The sequence below is a fragment of the Leisingera coralii genome, from assembly GCF_049056525.1.
Classification (GTDB): Bacteria; Pseudomonadota; Alphaproteobacteria; order Rhodobacterales; family Rhodobacteraceae; genus Leisingera; species Leisingera coralii.
The window spans coordinates 109,883-133,490 of record NZ_JBHUPT010000017.1 but is presented as its reverse complement, the minus strand read 5'-3'; the positions used below and the strand labels follow the sequence as shown (position 1 = coordinate 133,490).

The 23,608-nt window shown below is 58.5% G+C and carries 24 protein-coding genes and 1 tRNA gene; 15 read left to right on the top strand and 10 right to left on the bottom strand.

Translation table 11 applies throughout. The annotated features are described in order from the left end of the window. Positions 1–122 precede the first annotated feature (122 nt). From ACFMBG_RS07240 to ACFMBG_RS07205, 8 genes are all read left to right on the top strand, one after another. Positions 123–1,361, top strand: a complete 1,239-nt coding sequence (locus ACFMBG_RS07240) for an aspartate kinase (protein ID WP_421054031.1) — start codon at positions 123–125, stop codon at positions 1,359–1,361. Positions 1,362–1,632: 271 nt separating this feature from the next. After that, positions 1,633–3,873, top strand: a complete 2,241-nt coding sequence (gene ptsP / locus ACFMBG_RS07235; RefSeq protein WP_421054030.1) for a phosphoenolpyruvate--protein phosphotransferase — start codon at positions 1,633–1,635, stop codon at positions 3,871–3,873. Positions 3,874–4,089: 216 nt separating this feature from the next. Beyond that, entirely contained in the window at positions 4,090–6,384 is a 2,295-nt protein-coding gene (locus ACFMBG_RS07230; RefSeq protein ID WP_421054029.1) for a bifunctional salicylyl-CoA 5-hydroxylase/oxidoreductase, read from the top strand. Next, positions 6,381–7,136 (top strand): SDR family NAD(P)-dependent oxidoreductase, encoded by a 756-nt coding sequence (locus ACFMBG_RS07225; protein ID WP_421054028.1) that lies wholly within the window; start codon positions 6,381–6,383, stop codon positions 7,134–7,136. The genes ACFMBG_RS07230 and ACFMBG_RS07225 overlap by 4 nt, the downstream gene beginning before the upstream one ends. Continuing rightward, positions 7,133–7,585 carry a MarR family winged helix-turn-helix transcriptional regulator gene (locus ACFMBG_RS07220; protein ID WP_421054027.1) on the top strand — a complete coding sequence of 151 codons (453 nt, stop codon included), beginning with the start codon at positions 7,133–7,135 and terminating at the stop codon, positions 7,583–7,585. Before ACFMBG_RS07225 ends, ACFMBG_RS07220 begins: the two co-directional genes overlap by 4 nt. Next, positions 7,585–8,388: an enoyl-CoA hydratase family protein gene (locus ACFMBG_RS07215; RefSeq protein WP_421054051.1), complete on the top strand. Its 804-nt coding sequence runs from the start codon at positions 7,585–7,587 to the stop codon at positions 8,386–8,388. The genes ACFMBG_RS07220 and ACFMBG_RS07215 overlap by 1 nt, the downstream gene beginning before the upstream one ends. Positions 8,389–8,498: 110 nt before the next feature. Then, complete coding sequence (locus tag ACFMBG_RS07210) at positions 8,499–9,659, top strand: acyl-CoA dehydrogenase family protein (RefSeq protein WP_421054026.1); 1,161 nt, start codon at positions 8,499–8,501, stop codon at positions 9,657–9,659. Position 9,660: 1 nt separating this feature from the next. Continuing rightward, positions 9,661–11,274 carry an AMP-binding protein gene (locus ACFMBG_RS07205; protein ID WP_421054025.1) on the top strand — a complete coding sequence of 538 codons (1,614 nt, stop codon included), beginning with the start codon at positions 9,661–9,663 and terminating at the stop codon, positions 11,272–11,274. 124 nt (positions 11,275–11,398) lie between these two features. On the opposite strand, the gene ACFMBG_RS07200 is transcribed toward ACFMBG_RS07205, so the two are convergent. Continuing rightward, a tRNA-Cys gene (locus tag ACFMBG_RS07200) sits at positions 11,399–11,472 on the bottom strand. 523 nt (positions 11,473–11,995) lie between these two features. On the opposite strand from ACFMBG_RS07200, the gene ACFMBG_RS07195 reads away from it, so the two are divergent. Further along, on the top strand, positions 11,996–13,120 hold the full coding sequence (locus ACFMBG_RS07195) for a hypothetical protein (protein WP_421054024.1): 1,125 nt from the start codon (positions 11,996–11,998) through the stop codon (positions 13,118–13,120). Positions 13,121–13,215: 95 nt separating this feature from the next. Here ACFMBG_RS07195 and ACFMBG_RS07190 read toward each other — a convergent pair whose 3' ends face one another. Together ACFMBG_RS07190 and ACFMBG_RS07185 are read right to left on the bottom strand one after the other, a co-directional pair. Beyond that, the gene (locus ACFMBG_RS07190; protein WP_421054023.1) at positions 13,216–14,163 is read right to left on the bottom strand and encodes a retron St85 family RNA-directed DNA polymerase; all 948 of its coding nucleotides are present in this window, start codon (positions 14,161–14,163) and stop codon (positions 13,216–13,218) included. Further along, on the bottom strand, positions 14,160–15,125 hold the full coding sequence (locus ACFMBG_RS07185; RefSeq protein ID WP_421054022.1) for a retron St85 family effector protein: 966 nt from the start codon (positions 15,123–15,125) through the stop codon (positions 14,160–14,162). Before ACFMBG_RS07185 ends, ACFMBG_RS07190 begins: the two co-directional genes overlap by 4 nt. Positions 15,126–15,836: 711 nt before the next feature. Here ACFMBG_RS07185 and ACFMBG_RS07180 point away from each other — a divergent pair. Further along, positions 15,837–16,775, top strand: coding sequence for a HipA family kinase (locus ACFMBG_RS07180; protein WP_421054050.1), 939 nt, complete (start codon positions 15,837–15,839; stop codon positions 16,773–16,775). Beyond that, positions 16,772–17,650 carry a DUF3037 domain-containing protein gene (locus tag ACFMBG_RS07175; protein WP_421054021.1) on the top strand — a complete coding sequence of 293 codons (879 nt, stop codon included), beginning with the start codon at positions 16,772–16,774 and terminating at the stop codon, positions 17,648–17,650. The genes ACFMBG_RS07180 and ACFMBG_RS07175 overlap by 4 nt, the downstream gene beginning before the upstream one ends. A gap of 273 nt (positions 17,651–17,923) precedes the next feature. On the opposite strand, the gene ACFMBG_RS07170 is transcribed toward ACFMBG_RS07175, so the two are convergent. From ACFMBG_RS07170 to ACFMBG_RS07140, 7 genes are all read right to left on the bottom strand, one after another. Continuing rightward, positions 17,924–18,814 carry a hypothetical protein gene (locus tag ACFMBG_RS07170; RefSeq protein WP_421054020.1) on the bottom strand — a complete coding sequence of 297 codons (891 nt, stop codon included), beginning with the start codon at positions 18,812–18,814 and terminating at the stop codon, positions 17,924–17,926. Between the two features lie 61 nt (positions 18,815–18,875). Beyond that, entirely contained in the window at positions 18,876–19,862 is a 987-nt protein-coding gene (locus ACFMBG_RS07165) for a tyrosine-type recombinase/integrase (RefSeq protein ID WP_421054019.1), read from the bottom strand. A 2-nt stretch (positions 19,863–19,864) separates the two neighbouring features. Continuing rightward, the gene (locus ACFMBG_RS07160) at positions 19,865–20,023 is read right to left on the bottom strand and encodes a hypothetical protein (RefSeq protein ID WP_421054018.1); all 159 of its coding nucleotides are present in this window, start codon (positions 20,021–20,023) and stop codon (positions 19,865–19,867) included. 163 nt (positions 20,024–20,186) lie between these two features. Next, complete coding sequence (locus tag ACFMBG_RS07155) at positions 20,187–20,561, bottom strand: hypothetical protein (RefSeq protein WP_421054017.1); 375 nt, start codon at positions 20,559–20,561, stop codon at positions 20,187–20,189. After that, positions 20,561–20,809: a hypothetical protein gene (locus ACFMBG_RS07150; protein WP_421054016.1), complete on the bottom strand. Its 249-nt coding sequence runs from the start codon at positions 20,807–20,809 to the stop codon at positions 20,561–20,563. The genes ACFMBG_RS07155 and ACFMBG_RS07150 overlap by 1 nt, the downstream gene beginning before the upstream one ends. 79 nt (positions 20,810–20,888) lie before the next feature. Next, positions 20,889–21,170 carry a hypothetical protein gene (locus tag ACFMBG_RS07145; RefSeq protein WP_421054015.1) on the bottom strand — a complete coding sequence of 94 codons (282 nt, stop codon included), beginning with the start codon at positions 21,168–21,170 and terminating at the stop codon, positions 20,889–20,891. A 238-nt stretch (positions 21,171–21,408) separates the two neighbouring features. Continuing rightward, the gene (locus tag ACFMBG_RS07140) at positions 21,409–21,705 is read right to left on the bottom strand and encodes a helix-turn-helix domain-containing protein (protein ID WP_421054014.1); all 297 of its coding nucleotides are present in this window, start codon (positions 21,703–21,705) and stop codon (positions 21,409–21,411) included. 89 nt (positions 21,706–21,794) lie between these two features. Between ACFMBG_RS07140 and ACFMBG_RS07135 the strand changes: the two genes are divergently transcribed. The 4 genes from ACFMBG_RS07135 (at position 21,795) to ACFMBG_RS07120 (ending at position 23,608) form a co-directional block, all read left to right on the top strand. Further along, positions 21,795–22,028, top strand: a complete 234-nt coding sequence (locus tag ACFMBG_RS07135) for a hypothetical protein (protein WP_421054013.1) — start codon at positions 21,795–21,797, stop codon at positions 22,026–22,028. After that, the gene (locus ACFMBG_RS07130) at positions 22,025–22,348 is read left to right on the top strand and encodes a hypothetical protein (protein WP_421054012.1); all 324 of its coding nucleotides are present in this window, start codon (positions 22,025–22,027) and stop codon (positions 22,346–22,348) included. The genes ACFMBG_RS07135 and ACFMBG_RS07130 overlap by 4 nt, the downstream gene beginning before the upstream one ends. Before the next feature lie 97 nt (positions 22,349–22,445). Continuing rightward, positions 22,446–23,318, top strand: a complete 873-nt coding sequence (locus ACFMBG_RS07125) for a helix-turn-helix domain-containing protein (protein WP_421054011.1) — start codon at positions 22,446–22,448, stop codon at positions 23,316–23,318. Further along, positions 23,315–23,608 carry a hypothetical protein gene (locus tag ACFMBG_RS07120; RefSeq protein WP_421054010.1) on the top strand — a complete coding sequence of 98 codons (294 nt, stop codon included), beginning with the start codon at positions 23,315–23,317 and terminating at the stop codon, positions 23,606–23,608. Before ACFMBG_RS07125 ends, ACFMBG_RS07120 begins: the two co-directional genes overlap by 4 nt.

Below are 23,608 nucleotides of genomic sequence, written 5' to 3'. Positions count from 1 at the left end.
CGAAGGGGCGGGCTGAACCGCAGCTTCCTTGCCGGATGGGGCTGCGCGCTCTTGCCCTTACAGGGCCGCTCGCATATGAGGCACGGGACCGAAACCCGCAAGCGCAGGGAGACCCGCTCCATATGCCCGTACTTGTGATGAAATTCGGCGGCACATCTGTCGCCAACCTGGACCGCATCCGCCGCGCTGCCAAACGTGTCGGCGTCGAAGTGGCCAAGGGCTATGACGTGATCGTCATCGTGTCGGCGATGTCCGGCAAGACCAATGAGCTGGTGGGCTGGGTCGACGAGACCTCACCGCTTTATGATGCGCGCGAATATGACGCCGTGGTATCCTCAGGCGAGAATGTGACCGCTGGCCTGATGGCGCTGACGCTGCAGGAGATGGACGTCCCCGCGCGCAGCTGGCAAGGCTGGCAGGTGCCGCTCATGACCAACTCGGCGCACAGCCAGGCGCGGATCGAGGACATCCCGCCGGAAAATATCCGCGCCAAGTTTGCCGAGGGCATGAAGGTGGCGGTTGTGGCGGGCTTCCAGGGCATCAGCCCGGAGGGCCGTATCACCACCTTGGGCCGGGGCGGCTCGGATACTACTGCAGTGGCGTTTGCCGCCGCGTTCGAGGCGGAGCGCTGCGATATCTATACCGACGTGGATGGCGTCTATACGACCGATCCGCGAATTTGCGACAAGGCGCGCAAACTCGACAAGATCGCCTTTGAAGAAATGCTGGAGCTGGCCTCGCTGGGGGCCAAGGTGCTGCAAACCCGCTCGGTCGAACTGGCAATGCGCTACAAGGTGAAGCTGCGCGTTCTGTCGAGCTTTGAGGAACAGTCCGACGAGGCCGGAACCCTGGTCTGCGACGAGGAGGAAATCATGGAATCCAATGTTGTGGCCGGTGTGGCCTATTCCCGTGACGAAGCCAAGCTGACCGTGCAGTCGGTGGCGGACCGCCCCGGGATCGCGGCCACCATCTTTACCACGCTCAGCGACGCCGGTGTGAACGTCGACATGATCGTGCAGGACGTCTCCGAGGATGGCCGTACCGACATGACCTTCTCCTGCCCGACCGACCAGGTTGCGCGCGCCGAACAGGCGCTGCTGGCGATCAAGGAAAAGGGCGAGCTGAACTATGCCGAACTGCTGGCCGACAGGGATGTGGCCAAGGTGTCGGTGGTCGGCATCGGCATGCGCTCGCAATCCGGTGTGGCGGCAAAGATGTTCAAGGTGCTGTCGGATGAGGGCATCAACATCAAGGTGATCACCACCTCGGAAATCAAGATCTCGGTGCTGATCGACCGCAAGTACATGGAACTGGCCGTGCAGGCGCTGCATGACGCCTTCGAGCTGCAGAAAGCCGGTTAAGTGCTGATCTGACAAAGAGATTCGGTAAATTGCAAAGGCGCCCTTCCGGCGCCTTTGTTGTGTCTGGGCCGTTCTGTGCGGTATTTTGCACAGCGCAGGCTCGGGCTGCGCTGATTGCGGGCAATACAGTAAAAACACTTGGACTTTTCATCCTGGGGTGGGACAAGTGGGTGGAGGAGAGAGCGCAGGCGTACTACTCTGGGCGGTATCCGCTCTGGAGCAGCAATCAGGGCGGCAGCGTGCGGGGGGAAGACCTCGGGAGAGGGTGAGAATGGCCGATACCACGGAATCCGAAAGCAGGAAGCTTCTGGGCCGCTTGCGCGAGGCGATGGCGAGTGATGTTGCCGGCCAGGCGCGGCTCGACAAGATCACCCATCTGATCGCCGACAGCATGGGGACCGAGGTGTGCTCGGTCTATCTGTTCCGCGACGACGAGACCCTGGAGCTCTGCGCGACTCAGGGTTTGAACATCGAATCGGTGCACCAGACCCGGATGCGCATCGGCGAAGGCCTGGTCGGCCGGGTGGCACGGTTCGGCAAGGTCATCAACACGCCGGATGCCCCGCATGCAAAGGGCTTCCGCTATATGCCGGAAACCGGGGAGGAACGGTATTCCTCCTTCCTGGGCGTGCCGGTGCAGCGGCTGGGCGAGATGCTGGGCGTGCTGGTGGTGCAGTCCAAGGATGCGCGCGAGTTTTCGGCAGACGCGGTCTATGCGCTGGAAGTGGTGGCGATGGTGATCGCCGAGATGACCGAGCTGGGCGCCTTTGTCGGCGAGGGCGCGGCGTTGTCGCCGCTGCACCAGCAGGCGGTGCTGATCCATGGCACATCCGCCCAGGAAGGCGCGGCGGAGGGCCATGTCTGGCTGCATGAGCCCCGGGTCATTGTTACCAATCCGATTGCTGATGATCCGCAGCGCGAGCTTGAGCGGCTGAACAATGCGGTTGAGGAGCTGCGGGTCGGTGTCGACAAGATGCTGGAGGTTTCCCGCAATGGCGACAAGGAGCAGCTGCAAGTCCTTGAAGCCTACCGGATGTTTGCCAATTCCAAGGGCTGGATGCGGCGCATGGAAGAGGACATTGCCCGCGGCCTGAGCGCCGAGGCGGCGGTGGAGAAGGAGCAGTCCCAGGCCCGGGCCCGCATGTCGCAGGTGCAGGACGCCTACCTGCGCGAGCGCCTTAGCGATCTGGACGACCTGTCGAACCGGCTGCTGCGGATCCTGACCGGTCAGGGCGCTGACACCGGTGCGGAGCTGCCGGAGAACCCGATCCTGATCGCCCGCAACATCGGCCCGGGCGATCTGCTGGAATACGGCCGCTCCTTGCGCGGGATCGTGCTGGAGGAGGGCTCGGTGGGCTCACACGCGGCTATCGTCGCGCGGGCACTGGCGATCCCGCTGGTGGTGAATGCCAAGCGCGTCACCACCGAGGCGCTGAACGGCGACCACATCATGGTCGATGGCGACCAGGGGGTGGTGCATCTGCGCCCGGATGACACGGTTGTCGGCGCATTCCGCGACAAGATCGCGATGCATACCCAGGCGCAGGAGCGCTATGCCTCCATCCGCGACAAGCCCGCAGTGACCAAGGACGGGCAGCGCATCAACATGGTGATGAACGCGGGCCTGATGGCGGACCTGCCGTCGCTGGATGGCTCCGGCGCCGAGGGGGTGGGCCTGTTCCGCACGGAACTGCAATTCCTGGTCCGTAACCAGATGCCGAAACGCTCGGAACTGGTGGCCTTGTACAAGCGGGTTCTGGACGCAGCCCACGGCAAGCCGGTGGTGTTCCGCACCCTGGATATCGGCTCCGACAAGGTGCTGCCCTACATGAAGCCCACGGATGAGCCGAACCCGGCACTGGGCTGGCGGGCGATCCGGGTGGGGCTGGACAAGCCGGGCGTGATGCGGATGCAGCTGCAGGCGCTGCTGCGCGCCGCCGAGGGCCGGCCGCTGTCGATCATGTTCCCCTTTGTCGCGCAGTTCGAGGAATACCGCGCCGCCAAGGCCGAGGTCGAAAAGACCATCGAGCGCGAGCGCATTCTGGGTCACGTGCTGCCTTCGGACCTGGAGGTGGGCGCGATGCTGGAAACGCCGTCGCTCGCCTATGCGCCGCAGAAATTCTTTGACGAGGTGGCCTTCATTTCGATCGGCGGCAATGACCTGAAGCAGTTTTTCTTTGCCGCGGACCGCGAGAACGAGCGGGTGCGCCGCCGCTATGACACGCTGAATGTGAGCTTCCTGAGCTTCATTGAGCGGATCGTCGAGCGCTGCGCCATCTCCGGCACGCCGCTCAGTTTCTGCGGCGAGGATGCGGGGCGGCCGGTCGAAGCTGTGTGCCTCGCCGCCATGGGCATCCGCACGCTATCGATGCGTCCGGCCTCGATCGGGCCGGTGAAGTCGCTGCTGTTGCGGGTGGACCTGGGTGAGCTGCGCAAGATCATCTCGGACGCGCGCCACCGCGGCGACCAGGCGGTGCGCCCGGCGGTGATGGAGTACCTGCGCGGGCTGTAATCCGCGGCTGTCAGTTGCTGCGGGCTGCCGGCACTTCCCATTGTCCCGCCCCGGGCGGGGCGCATCTGCGTTCTGCACTTTCTGGGGCGGCGCCGGACCCGTGCCGCTCCGTTTCCCTGCGGTCATTTGTTTCAAGCTTAAAACTTTAGGCTTGAAGTTTTTCCGGACCCGCTTATCCTGATCCCTGTAAATAGCGCTGAGCGGGAGAGGATGGTTATGAAAGTCGTCTGTCTGGGGGGAGGGCCTGCCGGCCTCTACTTTGCGATCTCGATGAAGCTGCGCCAGCCGGACGCCGAGGTCACGGTGATCGAGCGCAACAAGGCCGATGACACGTTCGGCTGGGGTGTGGTGCTGTCGGATGACGCGCTGGAGAACCTCACCGAAAACGACCCCAAAAGCGCGGCGGCGATCCGGGAAAACTTTGCCTACTGGGATGACATCGCGGTTGTCCATAACGGGACCCGCACGGTGTCGGGCGGCCACGGTTTTGCCGGGATCGGGCGCAAGCAGATGCTCCTGCTGCTGCAGGACCGGGCGCGGGAACTGGGGGTGGATCTGCAGTTCGAGACCGTCGCCAAGACCGCTGCCGAGTATCAGAAGGAATATGACCTGGTCGTCGGCTGCGACGGGCTGAATTCCAGTGTTCGCAATGAGTTCGCGGAACACTTTAAACCGGAAATCGACGTGCGCCCCTGCAAGTTCATCTGGCTGGGCACCCATCAGAAATTCGACGATGCCTTCACTTTCATCTTCGAGAAGACCAAGCACGGCTGGATGTGGATCCACGCCTACCAGTTCGACGACGACACCGCGACGGTGATCGTCGAATGCTCCGCCGAGACCTGGGAGAACTGGGGCTTTGAGGGGATGAGCAAGGAGGAGATCATCCGAACCTGCGAGGAGATCTTTGCCGATCACCTTGGCGGGCATCAGCTGATGTCCAACGCTGCGCATTTGCGCGGGGCGGCGGTGTGGATCAACTTCCCGCGGGTGCTGTGCGAGAAGTGGCACCACGAGAACGTGGTGCTGTTGGGCGATGCCTCTGCCACGGCGCATTTCTCGATCGGATCGGGCTCGCGGCTGGCGTTTGACAGTGCGATTGCCCTGGCGGAGCTGCTGACCACGGAACCGTCGATGGAGCGTGCCTTTGAGCGCTATCAGGAGGAGCGGCGGCTGGATGTGCTGCGGCTGCAGTCGGCGGCGCGCAACTCGCTGGAGTGGTTCGAGGAAGTCGAGCGCTACCTGGACATGGATCCGGTGCAGTTCAATTATTCGCTGCTGACCCGCTCGCAGCGGATTTCCCACGAAAACCTGCGCCTGCGCGATGCGGAGTGGCTGCAAAGCGCTGAGAAGTGGTTTCAGGACAAGGCAGGCGCGCCCGCGGATGCGCCTGTACGGCCGCCGATGTTCGCCCCGTACAAGCTGCGCGGCATGGAGCTGAAGAACCGGATCGTGGTCTCGCCCATGGCGCAGTACAAGGCGGTCGATGGCTGCCCGACGGACTGGCATTTCGTCCACCTGGGCGAGCGTGCCAAGGGCGGCGCCGGGCTGGTCTATACCGAGATGACCTGTGTCTCGGCGGAGGGCCGGATTTCGCTGGGCTGTCCGGGGCTTTATGCGCCGGAGCATGAAGCGGCGTGGAAGCGGCTGACGGATTTCGTCCACGGTGAAACCAGCGCAAAAATCTGCTGCCAGATCGGACACTCGGGCCGCAAGGGATCGACACAGCTGGGCTGGGAGGAAATGGACGCGCCCTTGCCTGACGGGAACTGGGAGACGGTCTCGGCCTCACCCATTCCGTGGTCGGACAATAACCCGGCGCCGCGGGAGATCACACGGGCGGAAATGGATGCGATCAAGGCGGAATTCGTGGCCGCCGCGCAGATGGCAGAGCGCGCAGGGTTTGACATGATCGAACTTCATGCGGCGCATGGCTATCTGATTTCGTCCTTTATCTCGCCAAAATCGAACATTCGCACGGATGAGTACGGAGGCAGCCTGGAAAATCGCCTGCGTTACCCGCTGGAGGTGTTCCAGGCGATGCGCGCGGTCTGGCCGGAAGACAAACCGATGTCGGTCAGGATCTCGGCCAACGACTGGGTCGGCGACGAAGGCGTGACGCCGGAGGAAGCGGTGGAGATCGCCAGGGCCTTCACCTCTGTCGGTGCGGATATCATCGACGTTTCTGCCGGACAGACATCGGTTGATGCGCAGCCGGTTTACGGCCGCATGTTCCAGACGCCGTTCTCCGACCGCATCCGCAACGAGGCCGGGATTGCCACCATGGCGGTGGGCAACATCTATGAGGCCGACCACGCCAATTCGATCCTGATGGCGGGGCGGGCCGATCTGGTCGCAGTGGCGCGGCCGCATCTGGCTGATCCCTACTGGACGTTGCACGAGGCAGCCCGGATCGGCGACCGGCACGGGGACTGGCCGCTGCCGTATCTGGCGGGCCGCGATCAGCTGTGGCGGCTGGCCGACCGTGAGGCGGAGGTGATCCGGGCATGAGCGTGGCGGGCAGACATGCGGTGATTTCCGGCGGCGGCTCCGGCGTTGGGGCCGAGCTGGCCGCACGGTTTGCCGCGGGCGGCGCCAAGGTCACGATCCTGGGCCGCCGCATGGAGCCGTTGCAGGAGGTGGCGGACCGTACCGGCGCCTTTCCCGCCGTATGTGACGTGACGGACCGGGCGGCACTGGATGAAGCCTTGGCTAAGGCCGCTGAGGCAAACGGGCCGGTCAGTATTGCGCTGGCCAATGCCGGCGCGGCACCGTCCAAGCCTTTTGAGCGGATGACCACGGGGGACTTCGAGGCGGCGCTGTCTGTCAATCTGACCGGTGTCTTCAATCTGTGGCAGGCTTGCCTCCAGGGCATGAAAGACCAAGGCTGGGGGCGGCTGATTGCTATTGCCTCCACCGCCGGGCTGAAGGGCTACCCTTATGTCTCCGGCTACTGCGCCGCGAAACACGGGGTTGTCGGCTTGACCCGGGCGCTGGCGGTGGAACTGGCGAAAACCGGGGTGACGGTGAATGCGATCTGCCCGGGTTTCATTGAGACGCCGCTGCTGCAAAGATCATTGGACAACATCGTGGCCAAGACCGGCATGACACAGGAGCAGGCGGCAAAATCCCTGCGCCGCGGCAACCCGCAGGACCGGTTCATCCAACCAGCGGAGGTGGCGGAGGCGGCACTGTGGCTGGCCGGCGAAGGCGCGGGCTCGGTCAACGGCAGCGCGCTGCCCATTTCGGGAGGGGAGATTTGAGCACAACTTCGAAAGACCGGCTGCGGCTGTGGCTGAAGGTGCTGAAGGCCACCAAGGCGGTGGAGAGCGAAGTGCGCGAGAACCTGCGCCGCGACTTCTCCACCACGCTGCCGCGGTTCGATGTGATGGCGGCGCTGATGCAGCACGAAAAAGGCCTCAAGATGAGCGAGTTGTCGGGGGTTCTGAAAGTCTCAAACGGCAACGTGACGGGCATTGTCGAGCGGCTGGTCGAAGACGGCCATGTGCTGCGCGAGAAGGTCGAGGGTGACCGGCGCGCCAACCTGGTGCGGCTGACGGCAGCCGGCAAGGCGGAGTTTGCCCGTCAGGCAGACGCGCATGAGGGCTGGATCAACGCGGCCTTTGACGGGCTGACCGCGGATGAGGCGCAGAGAATAACAGAAAGCCTGGACGCGGTGGCCCGGCGTCTGGAAAACGGAGGCAAGGCGTGATGCTGAACACGGACCCGAAACACTTTCTGTGCCGGATCGAGGACGGCATCGCCACAGTCTCGCTGGACCGGCCGGAGCGGAAGAACCCGCTGACCTTCGACAGCTACGCCGAACTGCGCGACTGGTTCCGAGATCTGCACTATGACGACAGCGTCAAGGCGGTGGTCCTTGCCTCCAACGGTGGCAACTTCTGCTCTGGCGGCGATGTGCATGACATCATCGGGCCGCTTACCAGGATGAGTATGAAGGAGCTGCTGGCCTTCACCCGGATGACCGGCGATCTGGTCAAGGCGATGGTGAACTGCGGCAAGCCGGTGATTGCGGCGATTGACGGGATCTGTGTCGGGGCAGGGGCAATCATTGCCATGGCCTCCGACATCCGGATCGCGACGCCGGAGGCGAAGACCGCGTTCCTGTTCACCCGGGTCGGACTGGCGGGCTGCGACATGGGCGCCTGCGCAATCCTGCCGCGGATCATCGGCCAGGGACGGGCGGCAGAGCTGCTCTATACCGGCCGGTCGATGAGCGCCGAGGAGGGGCACGCCTGGGGCTTTCACAACAAGCTGGTTCCGGCGGATGAGCTGCAAGCCGAGGCGCAAAGCTGGGCGGAGCGGATCGCTTCCGGCCCCAATTTCGGCCATATGATGACCAAGACCATGCTGGCGCAGGAATGGTCGATGTCGATCGAGCAGGCGATCGAGGCCGAGGCGCAGGCGCAGGCGATCTGTATGCAGACAGCCGATTTCGAGCGCGCCTATCATGCCTTTGTGAAGAAGGAAAAGCCGCTGTTTGAAGGCGACTGAGCCGCGGCACCGCTGGAGCCTGCGCCAGAGGAGGGTGCGGATGCCTCCGGCGGGAGTATTTTGGGAAAGATGAAACGGGCGCGCAGCCTGTTCACCGGGAGGAGACGCGGATGGCGGACAAGAGCTTTCTAACCTGGCCGTTCTTTGAAGACCGGCACCGTGCCTTGGCGGCGGAGCTGGACGATTGGGCCGGGGCGAATCTGGGCGGGATTGATCATTCCGACACGGATGCGGCCTGCCGGTCGCTGGTGGCGGCGCTGGGTGCGGCGGGCTGGACCCGGCACAGCGGCGCCGAAGCCGGGGAAACGCTGGATGTGCGCACCCTGTGCCTGATCCGCGAGACGCTGGCGCGCCATGACGGGCTGGCGGATTTTGCCTTTGCCATGCAGGGGCTGGGCACCGGGGCGATCTCGCTGTTCGGCACGCCGGAGCAGCAGGCCGAGTGGCTGCCGCTGACCCGGGCCGGCAAGGCGATTTCGGCCTTTGCCCTGACCGAGCCGCAGTCGGGGTCGGATGTGGCGAATTCCACCATGACCGCCACGCTGGAGGGCGATCACTATGTGCTGAACGGCGAGAAGACCTGGATATCCAACGGCGGGATTGCCGATGTCTACACGCTGTTCGCCCGCACCGGCGAGGCGCCGGGGGCCAAGGGGCTGAGCGCCTTTGTCGTTCCCGCTGGCATGCCCGGGTTCGAGGTGGTGGAACGCCAGCAGGTGATCGCGCCGCATCCGCTGGCCACGCTGCGGTTCACCGATTGCCGTATCCCGAAATCCGCGCTGCTGGGGCAACCGGGGCAGGGCTTCAAGATTGCCATGTCGGTGCTGGATGTGTTCCGCGCCACTGTGGCAGCGGCTGCGCTGGGGTTTGCCCGCCGGGCGCTGGACGAGGCGTTGCAGCGGGTGACGGAGCGGCAGGTGCAAGGCGCGCCGCTGTTCGAGTTGCAGATGGTTCAGGGCCATATCGCCGACATGGCGCTGGATGTGGATGCCAGCGCGCTGCTGGTCTACCGCGCCGCTTGGGCCAAGGATTCCGGTGCCGCGCGGGTCACGCGGGAGGCCGCGATGGCCAAGCTGTTCTCCACCGACCAGGCGCAGCAAGTCATCGACAAGGCGGTGCAGCTGCACGGCGGCGATGGCGTGCGGCGGGGGCAGAAGGTGGAGGAGCTGTACCGCGATATCCGCGCCTTGCGGATTTACGAGGGCGCCTCTGACGTGCAGCGGGTGGTGATCGCCCGTCAGGCCCTTGGCGCCTTTCAGGGAGGGAATTGAGATGCTGGGACCATCAGCCCACGTGGATACATTCGCCCGGGACAACCTGCCGCCAGCGGACCAGTGGCCGGAGTTCCTGTTGGAAGGGTTCGACTACCCCGAATATCTCAACGCCGCGGTCGAGCTGACCGATGCGATGGTCGAGAAGGGCTTTGGTGACCATACAGCGCTGATCGGCAATGGCCGCTACCGCACTTACAAGGAGCTGGCCGACTGGACCAACCGGCTGGCCCATGTGCTGACCGAGGATCTGGGTGTGAAGCCCGGCAACCGGGTGCTGATCCGCTCCGCCAACAACCCGGCAATGGTGGCCTGCTGGCTGGCCGCGACCAAGGCGGGCGCGGTGGTCGTCAACACCATGCCGATGCTGCGCAAGGGGGAGCTTGCCAAGATCGTCGACAAGGCCGAGATATCGCACGCGCTGTGCGACACGAGGCTGAAGGATGAGCTGGTCGCATGTGCCAAGGACTCCAAGTTCCTGAATACGGTTGTGGGCTTTGACGGCACCTCCAACCACGATGCAGAGCTGGACCGGCTGGCGCTGGAAAAGCCGGTGACCTACGAGGCGGTGAAGACGGGCAGGGATGATGTGGCGCTGCTGGGGTTCACATCCGGCACCACCGGGTCGCCCAAGGCGACGATGCATTTCCACCGCGACCTGCTGATCATCGCCGACGGCTATGCCCGTGAAGTGCTGGATGTGCAGCCGGAGGACGTGTTTGTCGGCTCGCCGCCCCTGGCGTTCACCTTTGGCCTGGGCGGGCTGGCGATCTTCCCGCTGCGCTTTGGCGCGGCGGCGACGCTCCTGGAGAATGCCTCGCCGCCGAACCTCATCGAGATCATCGAGAAATACAAGGCAACGGTCTGCTTCACTGCCCCGACTGCCTACCGTGTGATGCTGCGGGCTATGGAGGAAGGCGCGGATCTGTCCTCGCTGCGGGCGGCGGTTTCGGCGGGCGAAACCTTGCCCGCGCCAGTCTATCAGGAGTGGATGGACAAGACCGGCAAGCCGATGCTGGACGGGATTGGCGCGACGGAGATGCTGCATATCTTCATCACCAACCGGTTCAGCGACCACCGGCCCGCCTGCACCGGCAAGCCGGTGGGCGGCTACCAGGTGAAGGTGCTGGACGCAGACGGCAACGAGGCCCCGCGCGGCGAGGTCGGGCGGCTGGCGGTGAAAGGGCCGACCGGCTGCCGCTATCTGGCCGACGACCGCCAGGCGGACTACGTCAAGGACGGCTGGAACATCACCGGCGACAGCTTCATTCAGGACCCTGACGGCTATCTCCACTTTGCCGCCCGTAATGACGACATGATCGTCTCGGCCGGCTACAACATTGCCGGACCGGAGGTCGAGGCGGCGCTGCTGGCGCATGATGCTGTGGCGGAATGTGCAGTGGTTGGTGCCCCGGACGAGGCCCGCGGCGAAATCGTGCAGGCACATGTGGTGCTGGCCGAGGGGCAGGTGCCGTCGGAGGATCTGGTCAAACGTCTGCAGGACCACGTGAAGGCTGTGATCGCGCCTTACAAGTATCCCCGTTCAGTGGTGTTCACCGAGGCGCTGCCGAAGACGGAGACCGGCAAGATCCAGCGGTTCCGGCTGAAAGGGTAGTGCCGGCAGTTATAGCTTGCAACGCACTACTTGGCGGCCGCCGTGCCGCCAGGCGGTCCGCTGCGGGACATGTGCCGTGTGTCGGCAGTGCCTTGGATTTTCACAGATTTTCAGCGGATTAAGGTGGAGGCGAGTACCGGAATCGAACCGGTGTACACGGATTTGCAATCCGCTGCGTCACCACTCCGCCAACTCGCCTTTTGCCTTATTTCTAAGGTCCTTGTGGTGTGAAGCGGGGAGTACCGTGATTCACGTCTAAGCACAAGTCTAAACATTCACGGTCTGTTTTTGTTCTGTTCCCGGATCTGAGCGAGGTTGTTCGGTGGATAGCAGAACCGCAAGACAATCTTGGCATAGCGTTGCTCCCCGAAAGATATAGATGCTAGAGTGCGTAGTCGGTCCGCCTAGACCAGTCCGCAGAACCTAGTTCATGTGATCAAGATACGCCATGGGTGCCAAAAGCTTCGAGCGCAGTTCAGACTTACACAGTCGGCAGCTGTGCATAGATAAAGGCACTTGCAATCCTAGCTTTTAAGGCGATGAGATGAGGTTTCATGCTGTGACGCGGCACAACGACGTAGTCGTTAGCCTCTATTGGAGTATTTTTCTACTTGGCTACCATCGCAGCATAAAACTGCCGTTGGAAGCTCGAAAAAAAAGGGGCTATTGGTGAAACGCCGACATACACATTTTGCACGAAAATTGAAGGACGACATTGGTTATGCCTAAAACGGCTTTCTCATCCCATTTTCGTCGAGAACTTGACCCGGAGCAGCTCCTGGTTCTGATTGGGGCCGCTTCTATTAATGCTATCTCGAATGAGCAACGAGAGTGGATCCGCGAAGATGTGGTGTGTTCGTCTTGTGGAGCTACTGGTGCTCAGATTGTAAGTGAAGCTAAGTCAAGATTGACCACAAAGGCAGTGCGCCAGCCTCATTTCAGATTTATGAGCCCGAGCGGTCAAGATGCTCACCACGCTTTCTGTGAATTTAGCAGTGAATCACCGATTAAATCGAGCGCCTCCTTGATTGACTTCGCAAGTGAACGGAGCGCAGAGACCCGTTATGTTCGTGTGCTTGTCTGTAGGGGGATTGAAAATGAAGTATTCGACCAAGGATCAATCCGTGGCATGCGCCAATGGTTCTTCGACATAAAGTCCAAGACGCGTACTCGCGTGACCGCTACGCCAAATGCCATCGACTGGATGGAAAAACTGTGGAGACATCAATCGCACCGTCGATGGCCTTTCCGGCCTGTACATGCCCAAATGCCCAACTTCAACTGGGAAGAGGCTGCAAAGTATCAGTTCACGGAAGAGCATTTTGACCTTTTGCAATGGCTAGGCGAAAGAAGAAGAGTGGCAAGCTCTTTTGAAGTTCCATACGATCGGGCGAGAATACTAGCAGGCAAATATTTCGGACAAGAGGTCTTTGATGTTGTCGCGCTGCAGCCATATTATGAGAAAACTGTACGCCTTGCCTTCTTTGTTGCTGAAAATTCAGACTTTCCGAAGAAGATTCATCCTGTAAATTACCGGTCGCGCGGAGTTCCGGTTTCTCTTCTCGCACTTTGCGCATTGCTACTCTTCATATCGGATTGGAATGTGGACGTTGCTATCGGGCTGTTTGCAAAAATGATCTCGCTACCAAACGCTGGCGACGAAACGTTAGGAAACGTGATGGGGCTCAACCCATTTCACGACTACGCTGCTTGGGAAACACTTTCTATTGCGTCAGAACTTGCCGCTCGCAGCACATTCAATCTCGATTACGCAGGAACTCTAGAAGTAATTGAATTGCGCTTGCGCGAGGAGCACCAACGCTGGCTTGAAAGCATGCCCAATTGACTACTCTGAGCTACATACCAGCATGCGGTTATCCAGCACGTTGATAGTTAATATGGAGCATCACATCTGCCTGCTCCAAGACGGGGGGCAGCCATTTACTCATCGGTGTGTCGACGTGGACTTGCAAATGCCTGATCCACCAGAGACATTTGCTTCGTGTACTTATCCCGAAGCCGACAAATAAAATCTGGCTCAATCTGATTTGCATAGGCTAGGTAGCCCTTTAAGCTAGCTAGCTCCTCCGGCGAAGCGATTTTCGCTTCAAAAACACGGGTCCGAAGGCTCCTTTTAGTCTGTCGACCCAATGACATTTTTCCTTCGTTCGAAATCGTTACGCCAGTAATGTGTCGGTTGAATTTCGTAGAGGAAAAAACAGTTTTTTTATTGTTGATCTTCAAGTGAGGACTTTGGGATTCCTCCGTCAGTCTGTGAATGTCTCTGGACACTGAGAAGAGGGCGTCTTTTTCATTTGTTGAGAATGAAAGGTCATCTGAATACCTTGTGTATGCGATCCCTTTCCCATGTATCAATTCGGCCACACTGTCGTCAAAGTGCTTCAAAAGCGCGTTTGAAATAGGGGGCGATCCAGGGGAGCCAATGCTTAGACGCAGGTCTCCCTCCTGATATTGAAAGAAAATTCTCGCCATCATTTCGGCATCAGATTCATTGTCTAGTACACCTTCGCGGAGAAGATAGTCAACAAAATCACCGCTTCGGATCGACGGAAAGAAATCTTCAAAATCCATCTTCAAAAGAAACCGATTTGATACGTGAGGGGTCACATTGTCGCAGATGCTCAGGCCTTTCCGGTACGCTGTGGCGTGATCACTGAACTTGAACTTTGGGAGAAGGAATTCAGCCAGAAGGAATCTTTGTATTGCCTTCAGGTCTTTGGAGGGCTGGGAAATCGTTCTCTTTTTTTTCCCAGAGCGCTTTGGGATTTTGTAAGTCTTGTACCGATGAGGCGCCGTTTGAACATACAAATAGAACTCGTTCCGCGAAAACGCAAACCTTCTCCGAACCTTTTCAAAAACAGCGCTCATGACTGTTCTCCCTGAAGCTTGTTCCATAAGTTCAGGCGCCTGCTGAAGCTCAAATTCTTGCTTTTGTTTTTGCGGTAATGCTCAAGAATTTGCACCTTTATTGCTCTGCTGTCGTATCTTCTCGTATGGCCATCCTCTTGCACCTCATGTTTGAAGGAAAGTTCTACCCTGTTTTCAACATCTGGAGGTGCAAAGAAGAAGAACTGCGATGATCTCTTTTCCTTCACGATTAATCCAAATTTTTGCAAGATATAGAGGGCGGAGTTCAATTTTTTTCGATCCAAATTCACTCCAACTCGCTCAAGGTAGGTGGATATCTCATTGAGTGTTAGTATCGTGAATAGATCCACAATTTGGTAGATCAAAAATATCAAATGCCCTCTATTTTCAACATTAAATGCAGTCGATTTTTCTATCTTGCCGGATATGTGAAATACTTCACCGACAATCTCTTCGATCTCCGATGTCTTTATTTCTTCGACCTTGTCGACATTTATGTCGTAAACCAGAACGGATTCAGTTCGCATATCTTCCATTGGGTTTAGAAGGCCGAATTTTATGAATGACTCTGATTTGTGGTGGTCGCTGTGCACAATTACGATAAGCTTGCTTCTTAATGCACTGTTTGCGTAAAACAGACCCAATTCGGCTAAGGAGCCTGCGCTTTCTAGTATCACCACAATCAAAGATGAAATCGCGGCGATATCGTTTTCGAAGTCAGAAAGGCTTGTGTATGCATCCTTCCAGTCTTTGAAATTCTCAGCCAAGACGAACCCTTTAGATTTTTCAGGGTCGCGGGCCGAGTAATTCATAAACATATTACGTACGGAGTGGTTCGTTAAGACTCTGATGTCGACAGGACCACCACAAATAAATGTGAGATGTGGGGCAAGAAGTACCCGACACGACCGCAAGTCAATTAGGTCAACAAATTTCTCGCGAGGATCAGCGTGTTCTATCATCTGATCCTCGCGAGTGGTGCTCAATACCCTTAAAGAAGCGATAAGGCCCGAAAGGGATTATCGGCGTGAGGGCTCGCAGCGGTGATAAGCCCTTTCGGGCCTTATCGCGCCAAAAAGCCATCAATAAGTTGGGGTCTGGCTGTACACCGGACCGTGCGTCGCCGCACCTACACGTAAAGAGCATTCTCAGCCTACTGAATTTTTAAGATTCTTCAACCGTCTGTACGGCACTGTATCTATCTAGTTCTGAGCCTTGCAAGTTTTTGGGGGCTCGAGGTTCTTGTACTATTCCTCATGTTGCATTGGTCTACATTGGGCGCCCATATTTTCAAGGCTCTATGTCATCTGACGAGCTACCGGCTAACGCCGGGAAGGGGCAACTATCCGATTTTCCGGATGCTGCAGTACGACGCGTCTAGGTACAGCGCCGTTGTTGATTGAAATATACCCGCAACCACAAAACTGGGTTGCCTAGGAGCGTCTTCGGATCGCCGGAAACTTTGCCAGGAGGCGGACTGGCGCCGCTGCCCGGCAGCCTTTGAGAAGCCACCGGAGAACGGCCGCGGCTGAGTGCAGCTTTCCCTCTGGCAGCCGAATCCCATATGTCTAGCCGCCGATATGGAAGTTCGGTAGTTCAGTGCGCCCGGTGGCCGGTTCGATATCTGGCTCCCCCTCCAAAAATGATTGAAAACATCAGCGCCTCAGGTGCTGATGAAGCGGCTGAGGTCACGATTTGAGCACTCTTCCACCTTGAGGCTAGCTCTGAATCTAGGTTTAAACTATTTGGGATGTCGTGTGGGCAGTAAGAATCGTGGGGGAGTGATTGGTGGTTTGGCGGTGCTGAAGGCAAGTGCTACAGAATATCTAGGAAGGGCTGAGTCGGGCAGGTCCCATCCCATGAAATGTATCTGTGAGCTCGAAAATGGTGACGAAGTCGAAGTTTATGTGAAGTACAAAGACTTTCACGATGAGCTGATCTTTGATCACCTGACCGGAGAGTTGGTTGCAAATCGGTTCGCGATAGACTTGGGTTTGCCCGCCGCCACGCCCTGTTTGGTTGAGGTGTCCGCAGATTTTCTTGCATTGCTTCCCCCGGACGACCAAGGAGCTGCGATTAAAGAGGCATTTAACCATTCTGGTGGCATTGCTTTCGGCTCGATTGCCTTTCCAACTATCCGCCGATGGACTCCTGGCAACTTGGTCCACAAAGGGCAACTTGAAGCAGCTACCAGGCTATATCTGTTCGACACAGTCGTGGAGAACTCAGACAGGGGGGGTGGAAATACAAACCTACTGTCTCTGGGTCATGACTTTAAAGTCATAGATTTTGGGCACAGTTTTCAGCGTTGTCACGACGGGGTCGGCGACGACTTTGGGGCGAAGCCGTGGCAGCCGGATGGTATCAAGAACCACTACTCTGGGTCCCTGCAGCACGCTCTCTATGGGGGGCTCAAGAATGTCACAGAACCCATGATTTCGAGTTTCACAGAGACTTTAGCTAACCTTTCAGACAATGTTATCGAAGACTATGTTAGCATGGTGCCCTTAGAGTGGGGGCAAGAATGCGCGTGCAATATCGTCGACTACTTGTTAGACGCACGCAAAAATGCGGTTAGTTTTCATACTCGAGCGAAGGAGGTGTTGCTATGAAACGTAAGTTGAAATTTGGCTACTGCCTCCTGCAGTACGAGCACAATCCGTGGCTCAAGGAGAGGCTGAATATTGGCATTCTGGTGTTCGGGCCATCAGCTAACTACTTGAAACTAAAGACACGTGGTTGGGATGGCCGTATCCTGTCGTCCTACCCTGGTCTCGAGAAGGCGAACTTTACAGAAGACCTTAAACAAATCGAGCGCTCTGTCACTAGTTTCTTCCGTAAGGGCTTCAGAGAACCAAGCCTATTCTTGGAAGACAAGTTGGCATCAACACTCAATAAAGAAGAGCATGATGCACTTTGGATCGGTCAGATGTTGTCTCCAGATGCCGATTCTAGCTACCGATGGGTTGCCGGTGGCGTTGGTCTTTGCTCTTCACTAGACGAAAAGCTAGAGCAGCTGTACCTGCGCTTTGTGTCCTGCTACGACAAGCCTAAACATGACGCGAACCGCACAGATGGTCAGGTGTGGTCAACCTTCAGTTCGAAACTCTCTGAGCGTAACTTAGAACGTTTCATAGAGCCGGATAAAACCGTTCGAACTGATTTGGGACCTGTCAAATTTCACGCTGGTTATCAGAATGGTTCGCTTCATGTGATTCAGCCTCTATCTTTCGACTTGAGTGACGAGGACCATGTTAGTTCAAAAGCTGCGAAGTGGGCTGGGTACGCTCAATCAGTGCAAAGCTATAGTAAGGGGGCTGTAAAGCCACACTTTGTATTGGGGCGCCCTGCGAAGCAGCGTCTTGAAGGTTCATTCGATAGAGCAAGGCTATTTCTTGAGAAGATGTCTGGCCTTGGAAGCGTGGTCACTGAAGAAAACTCTGAGCAATTTGTCGATACCATCGAAAGACAAATGGCTGGCCATTAACGCACTCTTATAGGACCTTTCGCGGTTTGATGCCGCTCCAGGTTCTCATTTGTGCTGCCTGAGCCTCGAAGGCCAAGGGACTTTTCCAGCCCAAAGCTGAGTGTCTGCGGCGTGGATTATAGAATCCGCCATTTTGTAGAAGAAAGCCATCGTCAGCTCGGCCGAGATGCGCCTTAGCCTTGATCTCTGCCGAAAAATTTCTGCTTGGGGCTGCAAGTAAAATACGCGCTATCAGCTGCAGTAACATATTTTGCGTGTGGATAGCTGATTGCTTTAAGCTAGCGCTTTGAGTCGGCGTTCAATCCACTCGTTAGCCCATTTTGCAGGCCCACGTACTCCCTTCATGGGATCTTCCGGTCGATCTGCCAGCACGCGTGGGTTATTGTTCAAGCGTCGCAGCGCGTCCTGTGCTCGTTGCAATTGCGCCGAACTCAAGGACGGATTTTTATTGTTTTTGATGTCTGCGATCAGAGTCTTGTGAAGGGCAGATGTTAGTGTCCAGACTGTATGAAGTCGAATACCTTCAAGTCTTGGGTCCTTAGCAAGTCTGTCGAGTGTGCCAACGAGCTTGTCGAAATGGGCCGGGTCGCGGCGCGTTCGCAAGACTTCTGCCGCAGCGTAAAGGTTCTCCGGTGAGGCGCCTGGCTCCATCCCCTTCATTACGGGGGCTAAGTCTTCCAGCGTGCCTGCCACGGCTTTCAATGACTGCCGCACTGCAGATAGCTCCGGGACCGGAGCATGCGCATTGAAAGAGCTCAAAATCTCCTCGAACCGAAGCCGTTCTCGCTCCAGCTCAGATTCCAGTGCCTCGACCTCGACTTCCGTGTCTCTAAGTTTGTCCTTCAGTTCTTTTAGCTCGATTTCAATGTCACCGATTTTGAAGCGAGAAACGTGCCGGGGGATCTCGGCAACCATTGAGCGATTGCTCATCAGCCAAATAGCGATGGCTATCGCAAGTAGTTGCCAAAGGGAGATGTTTTCCAAGATCAGTTTAAGATATTGAAATGTTGCGTTATTTTCCATGGCAAGCCCGGCAAGGTTAAAGCGGGCGCCGGAGGGCGCGCCCAAGCTGTTTAAAGGAATCTGTTTGGCGCTAGACTGCCGGTACCTAGCGGTGGTTGCAAGTTCGACCGCGGCTTGGAGCGTGAAACGTTCAATTTGCAAAAGCTGAGCGTCCGAGGCCCTCCGGACTTTTGGATTTTGCAAGATGATTGGGTTGGCGCCTTCAGTGGTTCTGTTCGCGAGTGTTTTGGGCTTTGAGTGCGCGGACTTTCTGGCGCACAGTGGCCGAGTACTTTGCGACCATTGCCATCGACTGACCGGTAACAGAAGCAATCAGTTCGTCTGAGCAGCCCGCAATAGCCAGTTCCGAGGCCGTGGTATACCGCAGGCTGTGAATATCGTACTCTAGCGCACCAATGCTCTCGCGAACCTTGCGAACTGCCTGCGAGGCGCCGCGATATGACCATGGGCCCGTTGCGGCATGGTTGGTTAGAAGGAAGACCGAGCGCCGTGGTGCTGTTTCCAGGGTGGTGCGGAGGGGGGAGGTCATGGGTACCCAAAGCCGCTTGCCCGTCTTGTTTTGGGTCAGATTGATGCCGCCGTCCTGAATATCGCCCCACTTCATTTGCAGGATGTCTCCAATCCGCTGACCGGTTCCGACGCACAGTTCGAACAGCAGCAGCTCCCGGCCAGTCGCCTCTTGGCGATACTTCTTTATGAGTTCGGCGGGCCATGGCTTCCGATCTTCGTAAGGACTTTTCAGGGTCGAGATGCCCTTCGCAGGATTTTCTTGCCGCCAGCCTTCGTCAATCGCATGTTCAAGCAGAACGCGGATCACTTGAACCAGATAGTTGGCCGCGCGATACCGGTCTGCGTTCGCATCCCGCAGCCGAATGATGTCCTTGCGCTGGATCTTGGCAGGGTCCTGCGGCCCGAAAAGGCCATCGAGCTGGTCGAGTACCTTCCGGTAGTCTTTCTTGGTGCGGTCCTTGAGTTTGGACCATCGAGGCGAATTCTGGTAGCTGCGGATCAGCTTCGTCCAGGTACGCTTGCTCGGAACCTGCGGAACGCCCTTCAGGATCACCGCATATTCCGCCCAGAAGTCTGGGCCAATGTCCTGGTTGATCATCTTCTTCGAGGGCCAGCCCCGGCGCTGGAAATACAGGCCATTGCGCTGGCGGTAGACATAGGGCGGCAGGTCCCGTTTCATCTTCAGTTCACTCGCATGTCGATCAGGTCGTAAGGGTCGGTGCTGTCCGCGCTGGGCGCCGTTTGGGCGTCTTGGTTCGGAGCCCCAGGCAGTACCAGGATGCTGCCATCGGGCTCGACACGGAACCGCGCGTATGGATCAATCCGTCGGGCTGTCTTCATCACCCGTTCAATTTCCCGAGCAGTGAGCGCCACTGTGCTGCCCTCCTATAAACCTAAATTGTATCTGATTTCGTCGTTCTGGGCGCGGCTGGTTCGTGAGTGGTGGCTGCCGCGCCCCGGCGGAGCGGGTGCCAGTCCGCAAGGGGAGAGTATTAGCCGAGGATTATACCCTAGCCGGTTGAAGCGGCTGCAGGTTTTTGGTCACCGCCAAAGAGGGCGTTTCGGGCAGCGGCGCCTGGCCACTGTAAGGACAATCGGGCCGCCCATCTGTAGCGCGGCGTGATCCATCGAGTGTGTGGTACAGGCGCGCTGCCCGGATCCACGCATCAAGGGCGCTGGGCATGTCGGCGCCGCTGGCAGGTATCCCCAACAGAGATACGTGCCAGCGCACCGCATCGAAATCGAAGCGGTCGCCAGAATAGACGCTGCCCGGGGTGATTTTGCCGCCCAGCGACCAGAGTAGCATCGCCTGGCCGAACCTGCAGCGGTTTTGCATGTCCTGTGCAGTGGCGTAGATCTGTTGGCGTGACGGCTGCATTATTCGGCTCCGACGGGCGTGGTCAGCTTGGGGCTAGCCTTTGCGATCCAGTTGCCGATAGCTTCGTCTTCACCCATGCCGGTGGCGAAAACGCCGTGCAATTGGATCTCGACCAGCGAATTCGGCGGCATGGAATATGGGTAAAGGCCGCCGGTTTCGATCACCGCGCAGGCTACAGAATCCTGCCTTTCGCGGCCTTTCAGCTTTGCAATGGTTTCAGCGAACGCTCGGGCGGTCTCGTTCGTCATGCGAACCTCAAATTTTTCAGTGTGGTTTGACCTGCCCGGTAGGCGATCGCCGGGCAAGGGAGCGGTTGGCGCTTCAGTCTCAAGCTGCCGGAGGAAGGGAGTATCCTTTGGCTTCCGCGATCTCGCGTGCTTTCCGAGCGATGCGTAGCAGGCGGGTGTCAAAGCTGGTCGGTTCCGGCGCCGGTTCCGGACGGTCGATCAGGTGCGCGGCGCGTAGACGGGCCGGGTCAAAACCTTGTCCGCGGGCGGCCTTCAGGGCGGCCCAGGCTGTGGTGAACTGGGCGGGGTTATCAATGTGTTCCTCCGGCCGCGAGGCGATCAGGCGGGCGGCGGCAATGACCTCTTTGGAATGCTCTTGCATCTATTCCTCCATCGGTGATGTGAGGCAACGATAATACGGAAAAATCGTACAGGTCAATATAAGATGTGCGAAAAAATCGTATTCCATTGATCTGGTTGCGGCTTGCAGTGACTGTTCCTGTTGGTACAAAACGGGAACAAATGAAGGAATCGCATGTTTTGTAGATTGGTTGCCAGGGTGTTGATCCCTTTGGGGGTTAACCTGAACTGGCTGTTTGCGCCGCTAGTTTGGAGGCGGGTTAGTCGAGGTGCTTCAATATCTCTTGAAGCACGTCGGCGGGCAGCCGCGCGGGGTCGCCGCCCAAGATAAAGTTGAAGTCGACTTGGAATGCGCCGAGGAAATAGCTCATAAGCCTTACTGATGGTGAGCCGGATTGTTCTTGGGAGCGAAAGGTTGTGTATTTGATGCCCGCGTTCGCGGCGATCTCTTTTTGTGAGAGTCCTGTCATCAAGCGTGCAGCGACCAGTCGCTTGTGGATGGCCTCGGGGGAACTGTCGCCGCGGCGGCAAAGCTTTTCGATCTCTAGATAATCCATGTGACTGTACTCGCTGAAATACGATAAATTCGCACCAAGTAAGAGTTGCACTGTTGAAAGTGCGAAAAAATCGTATTATCGCTGTGGCCATGACCATTCGCGATTACATAGAGGCCTTGGGCGGATATCGTGCTGTAGCGAAGCGCTTGGGCAAGAGGCACACCACCGTGCACACACATATGCAGGCCGGGGCATTGCCCGCTGCCTGGTACGATGCGCTTTGCCTGATGGCGCATGAGAAGGGGATCGCGGAACCGCCGCGGTCCCTGTTTTCTTTCCTCACGGTTGAGCGAAGGGCTGAAGCAGGGGAGGCCGCCGCATGAACCACCCGCGCCTGACCCTGATCGTGAACAATGATGCGCCATGGCCGCAGGATGCCGGAGGCGCTAAGCAAAAATCTTGGTCAAATCAGTTTGACCCATATGCGCTGAAGGTCAGCGCGCCTGACCTGTGGTCGGCCTATTTCCGCGACCGGTTCCGCAGCCCGCGCGAGGTGGCGCTGTTCTGTGACGTCAGTTTCCAGACAGCGCTGAACTGGTGGGGCGCGGTGACTGCGCCCGCTAGCCACATCGCGTTGCTGGTAATGCTGACCGACCCGGGCGCGCCGAAGTTCTTTAGCCAGGCAACGGAGCAGGCGGCTTGATGGGGCGTGACGGCAAGCACCGGGCGCACCGGCTACTGATTTTCGCTCAGGTCTTCAGCGGCGCTGGGCGCATCACATCGAGAAAAACGAGGCAGGTATGAGCATCGAATTGTATTCGCTGGTCAAGCGGCGCGCCGTTGGATCTCCGACGAAGAAGGCGATCCTGCTCTACATGGCTGACGCCGCCAGTGATGACGGGTCGGGTATCTGGGTCAGTAAGGGCAACATGGCCGCCGACCTGGAGCTGAAGAGCAAGCGCACAGTGCAAACCAATATCAGCGAGCTGGTGGCCTCCGGGCTCGTTTCCGAGGTGGGGCAGAGGAAGTGCAGAAACGGCTTCACGGTCGAGTACCGGATCAATCTAAAGGCCGTTTCAGGCCTGCCGCCGACCCGTGCAGGAAATGCACCCGTACCACAACATATAGCGGGTGCAGGAAATGCACCCGTGCAGGAGATGCACCCGACAGGTGCAGGAAATGCACCCCTACCGGTGCAGGAGATGCACCCAAACCATCCTAGGAACCATAAAGGAACTATGTGCCCGGCTGACGCCGGACACACACAAGCCCTAGATTTTGATTTCGATGGTTTCTTCGCCGAGTTTGTCAGCGTCTATCCCCGGCTCGAGCGCCGGGCGGCGACAGTGGCGGCGCTGCGCGCGGCGCTGGGCGAGGGGACTGATCCGCAGGTGATTCTGGCCGGGGCCCGCGCCTACGCTGCGCAGCAGGCCGGGAACAGGGCAATGTTCATCAAGCGGTCGGACACTTGGCTGTCGGAACGCCGCTGGGTGGATCACACCACCGATCAGCAGTCGGCGGCTGACCCGCGGAAGGTGCTGGAAGCACGGGCTCAGGAGATCCGGGAATGCAAGCCCTGGGCGCGAACCATCAAGCCCAGCCAGGCCGGGGAGTGCATCGCTGCAGGGTTGGTTACGGCGGCGGAATGTGCAGCCGCGGGGATCAACGTATGAGCAGCCCGCATCTCGACCCGGACACCCATGGCAGCAAGTTTGGAAAGGTCACCGTGACCGTCGATCTGGATCTCGGCGATTGCATCATCATCGCTCCGGGCAAAGGTCTGATCGGTCAAGAGGTACCGTGCCGCCAGCGATACAACAGCCTCGATGAAATCCGGGGTGCCTATCGCACGCAGAACTGGTTGAGCCGTAAACCCCAGCAGCACCCCCATGCTGGAGATATGGCAAGAGCTCTCAAGTTCGCAGGGCGGAAGCTGAAAGACCACCAGACAAGGCAGCGCTAG

What these genes read in the sequence shown, in the direction of transcription:
- ACFMBG_RS07240 (WP_421054031.1), top strand. Translation starts at nt 123, where the DNA reads ATGCCCGTACTTGTGATGAAATTCGGCGGCACATCTGTCGCCAACCTG.
- ptsP (WP_421054030.1), top strand. Translation starts at nt 1,633, where the DNA reads ATGGCCGATACCACGGAATCCGAAAGCAGGAAGCTTCTGGGCCGCTTG.
- ACFMBG_RS07230 (WP_421054029.1), top strand. Translation starts at nt 4,090, where the DNA reads ATGAAAGTCGTCTGTCTGGGGGGAGGGCCTGCCGGCCTCTACTTTGCG.
- ACFMBG_RS07225 (WP_421054028.1), top strand. Translation starts at nt 6,381, where the DNA reads ATGAGCGTGGCGGGCAGACATGCGGTGATTTCCGGCGGCGGCTCCGGC.
- ACFMBG_RS07215 (WP_421054051.1), top strand. Translation starts at nt 7,585, where the DNA reads ATGCTGAACACGGACCCGAAACACTTTCTGTGCCGGATCGAGGACGGC.
- ACFMBG_RS07210 (WP_421054026.1), top strand. Translation starts at nt 8,499, where the DNA reads ATGGCGGACAAGAGCTTTCTAACCTGGCCGTTCTTTGAAGACCGGCAC.
- ACFMBG_RS07205 (WP_421054025.1), top strand. Translation starts at nt 9,661, where the DNA reads ATGCTGGGACCATCAGCCCACGTGGATACATTCGCCCGGGACAACCTG.
- ACFMBG_RS07195 (WP_421054024.1), top strand. Translation starts at nt 11,996, where the DNA reads ATGCCTAAAACGGCTTTCTCATCCCATTTTCGTCGAGAACTTGACCCG.
- ACFMBG_RS07190 (WP_421054023.1), bottom strand. Translation starts at nt 14,163, where the DNA reads ATGAGCGCTGTTTTTGAAAAGGTTCGGAGAAGGTTTGCGTTTTCGCGG.
- ACFMBG_RS07185 (WP_421054022.1), bottom strand. Translation starts at nt 15,125, where the DNA reads ATGATAGAACACGCTGATCCTCGCGAGAAATTTGTTGACCTAATTGAC.
- ACFMBG_RS07180 (WP_421054050.1), top strand. Translation starts at nt 15,837, where the DNA reads ATGAAGCGGCTGAGGTCACGATTTGAGCACTCTTCCACCTTGAGGCTA.
- ACFMBG_RS07175 (WP_421054021.1), top strand. Translation starts at nt 16,772, where the DNA reads ATGAAACGTAAGTTGAAATTTGGCTACTGCCTCCTGCAGTACGAGCAC.
- ACFMBG_RS07165 (WP_421054019.1), bottom strand. Translation starts at nt 19,862, where the DNA reads ATGAAACGGGACCTGCCGCCCTATGTCTACCGCCAGCGCAATGGCCTG.
- ACFMBG_RS07160 (WP_421054018.1), bottom strand. Translation starts at nt 20,023, where the DNA reads ATGAAGACAGCCCGACGGATTGATCCATACGCGCGGTTCCGTGTCGAG.
- ACFMBG_RS07155 (WP_421054017.1), bottom strand. Translation starts at nt 20,561, where the DNA reads ATGCAGCCGTCACGCCAACAGATCTACGCCACTGCACAGGACATGCAA.
- ACFMBG_RS07150 (WP_421054016.1), bottom strand. Translation starts at nt 20,809, where the DNA reads ATGACGAACGAGACCGCCCGAGCGTTCGCTGAAACCATTGCAAAGCTG.
- ACFMBG_RS07145 (WP_421054015.1), bottom strand. Translation starts at nt 21,170, where the DNA reads ATGCAAGAGCATTCCAAAGAGGTCATTGCCGCCGCCCGCCTGATCGCC.
- ACFMBG_RS07140 (WP_421054014.1), bottom strand. Translation starts at nt 21,705, where the DNA reads ATGGATTATCTAGAGATCGAAAAGCTTTGCCGCCGCGGCGACAGTTCC.
- ACFMBG_RS07135 (WP_421054013.1), top strand. Translation starts at nt 21,795, where the DNA reads ATGACCATTCGCGATTACATAGAGGCCTTGGGCGGATATCGTGCTGTA.
- ACFMBG_RS07130 (WP_421054012.1), top strand. Translation starts at nt 22,025, where the DNA reads ATGAACCACCCGCGCCTGACCCTGATCGTGAACAATGATGCGCCATGG.
- ACFMBG_RS07125 (WP_421054011.1), top strand. Translation starts at nt 22,446, where the DNA reads ATGAGCATCGAATTGTATTCGCTGGTCAAGCGGCGCGCCGTTGGATCT.
- ACFMBG_RS07120 (WP_421054010.1), top strand. Translation starts at nt 23,315, where the DNA reads ATGAGCAGCCCGCATCTCGACCCGGACACCCATGGCAGCAAGTTTGGA.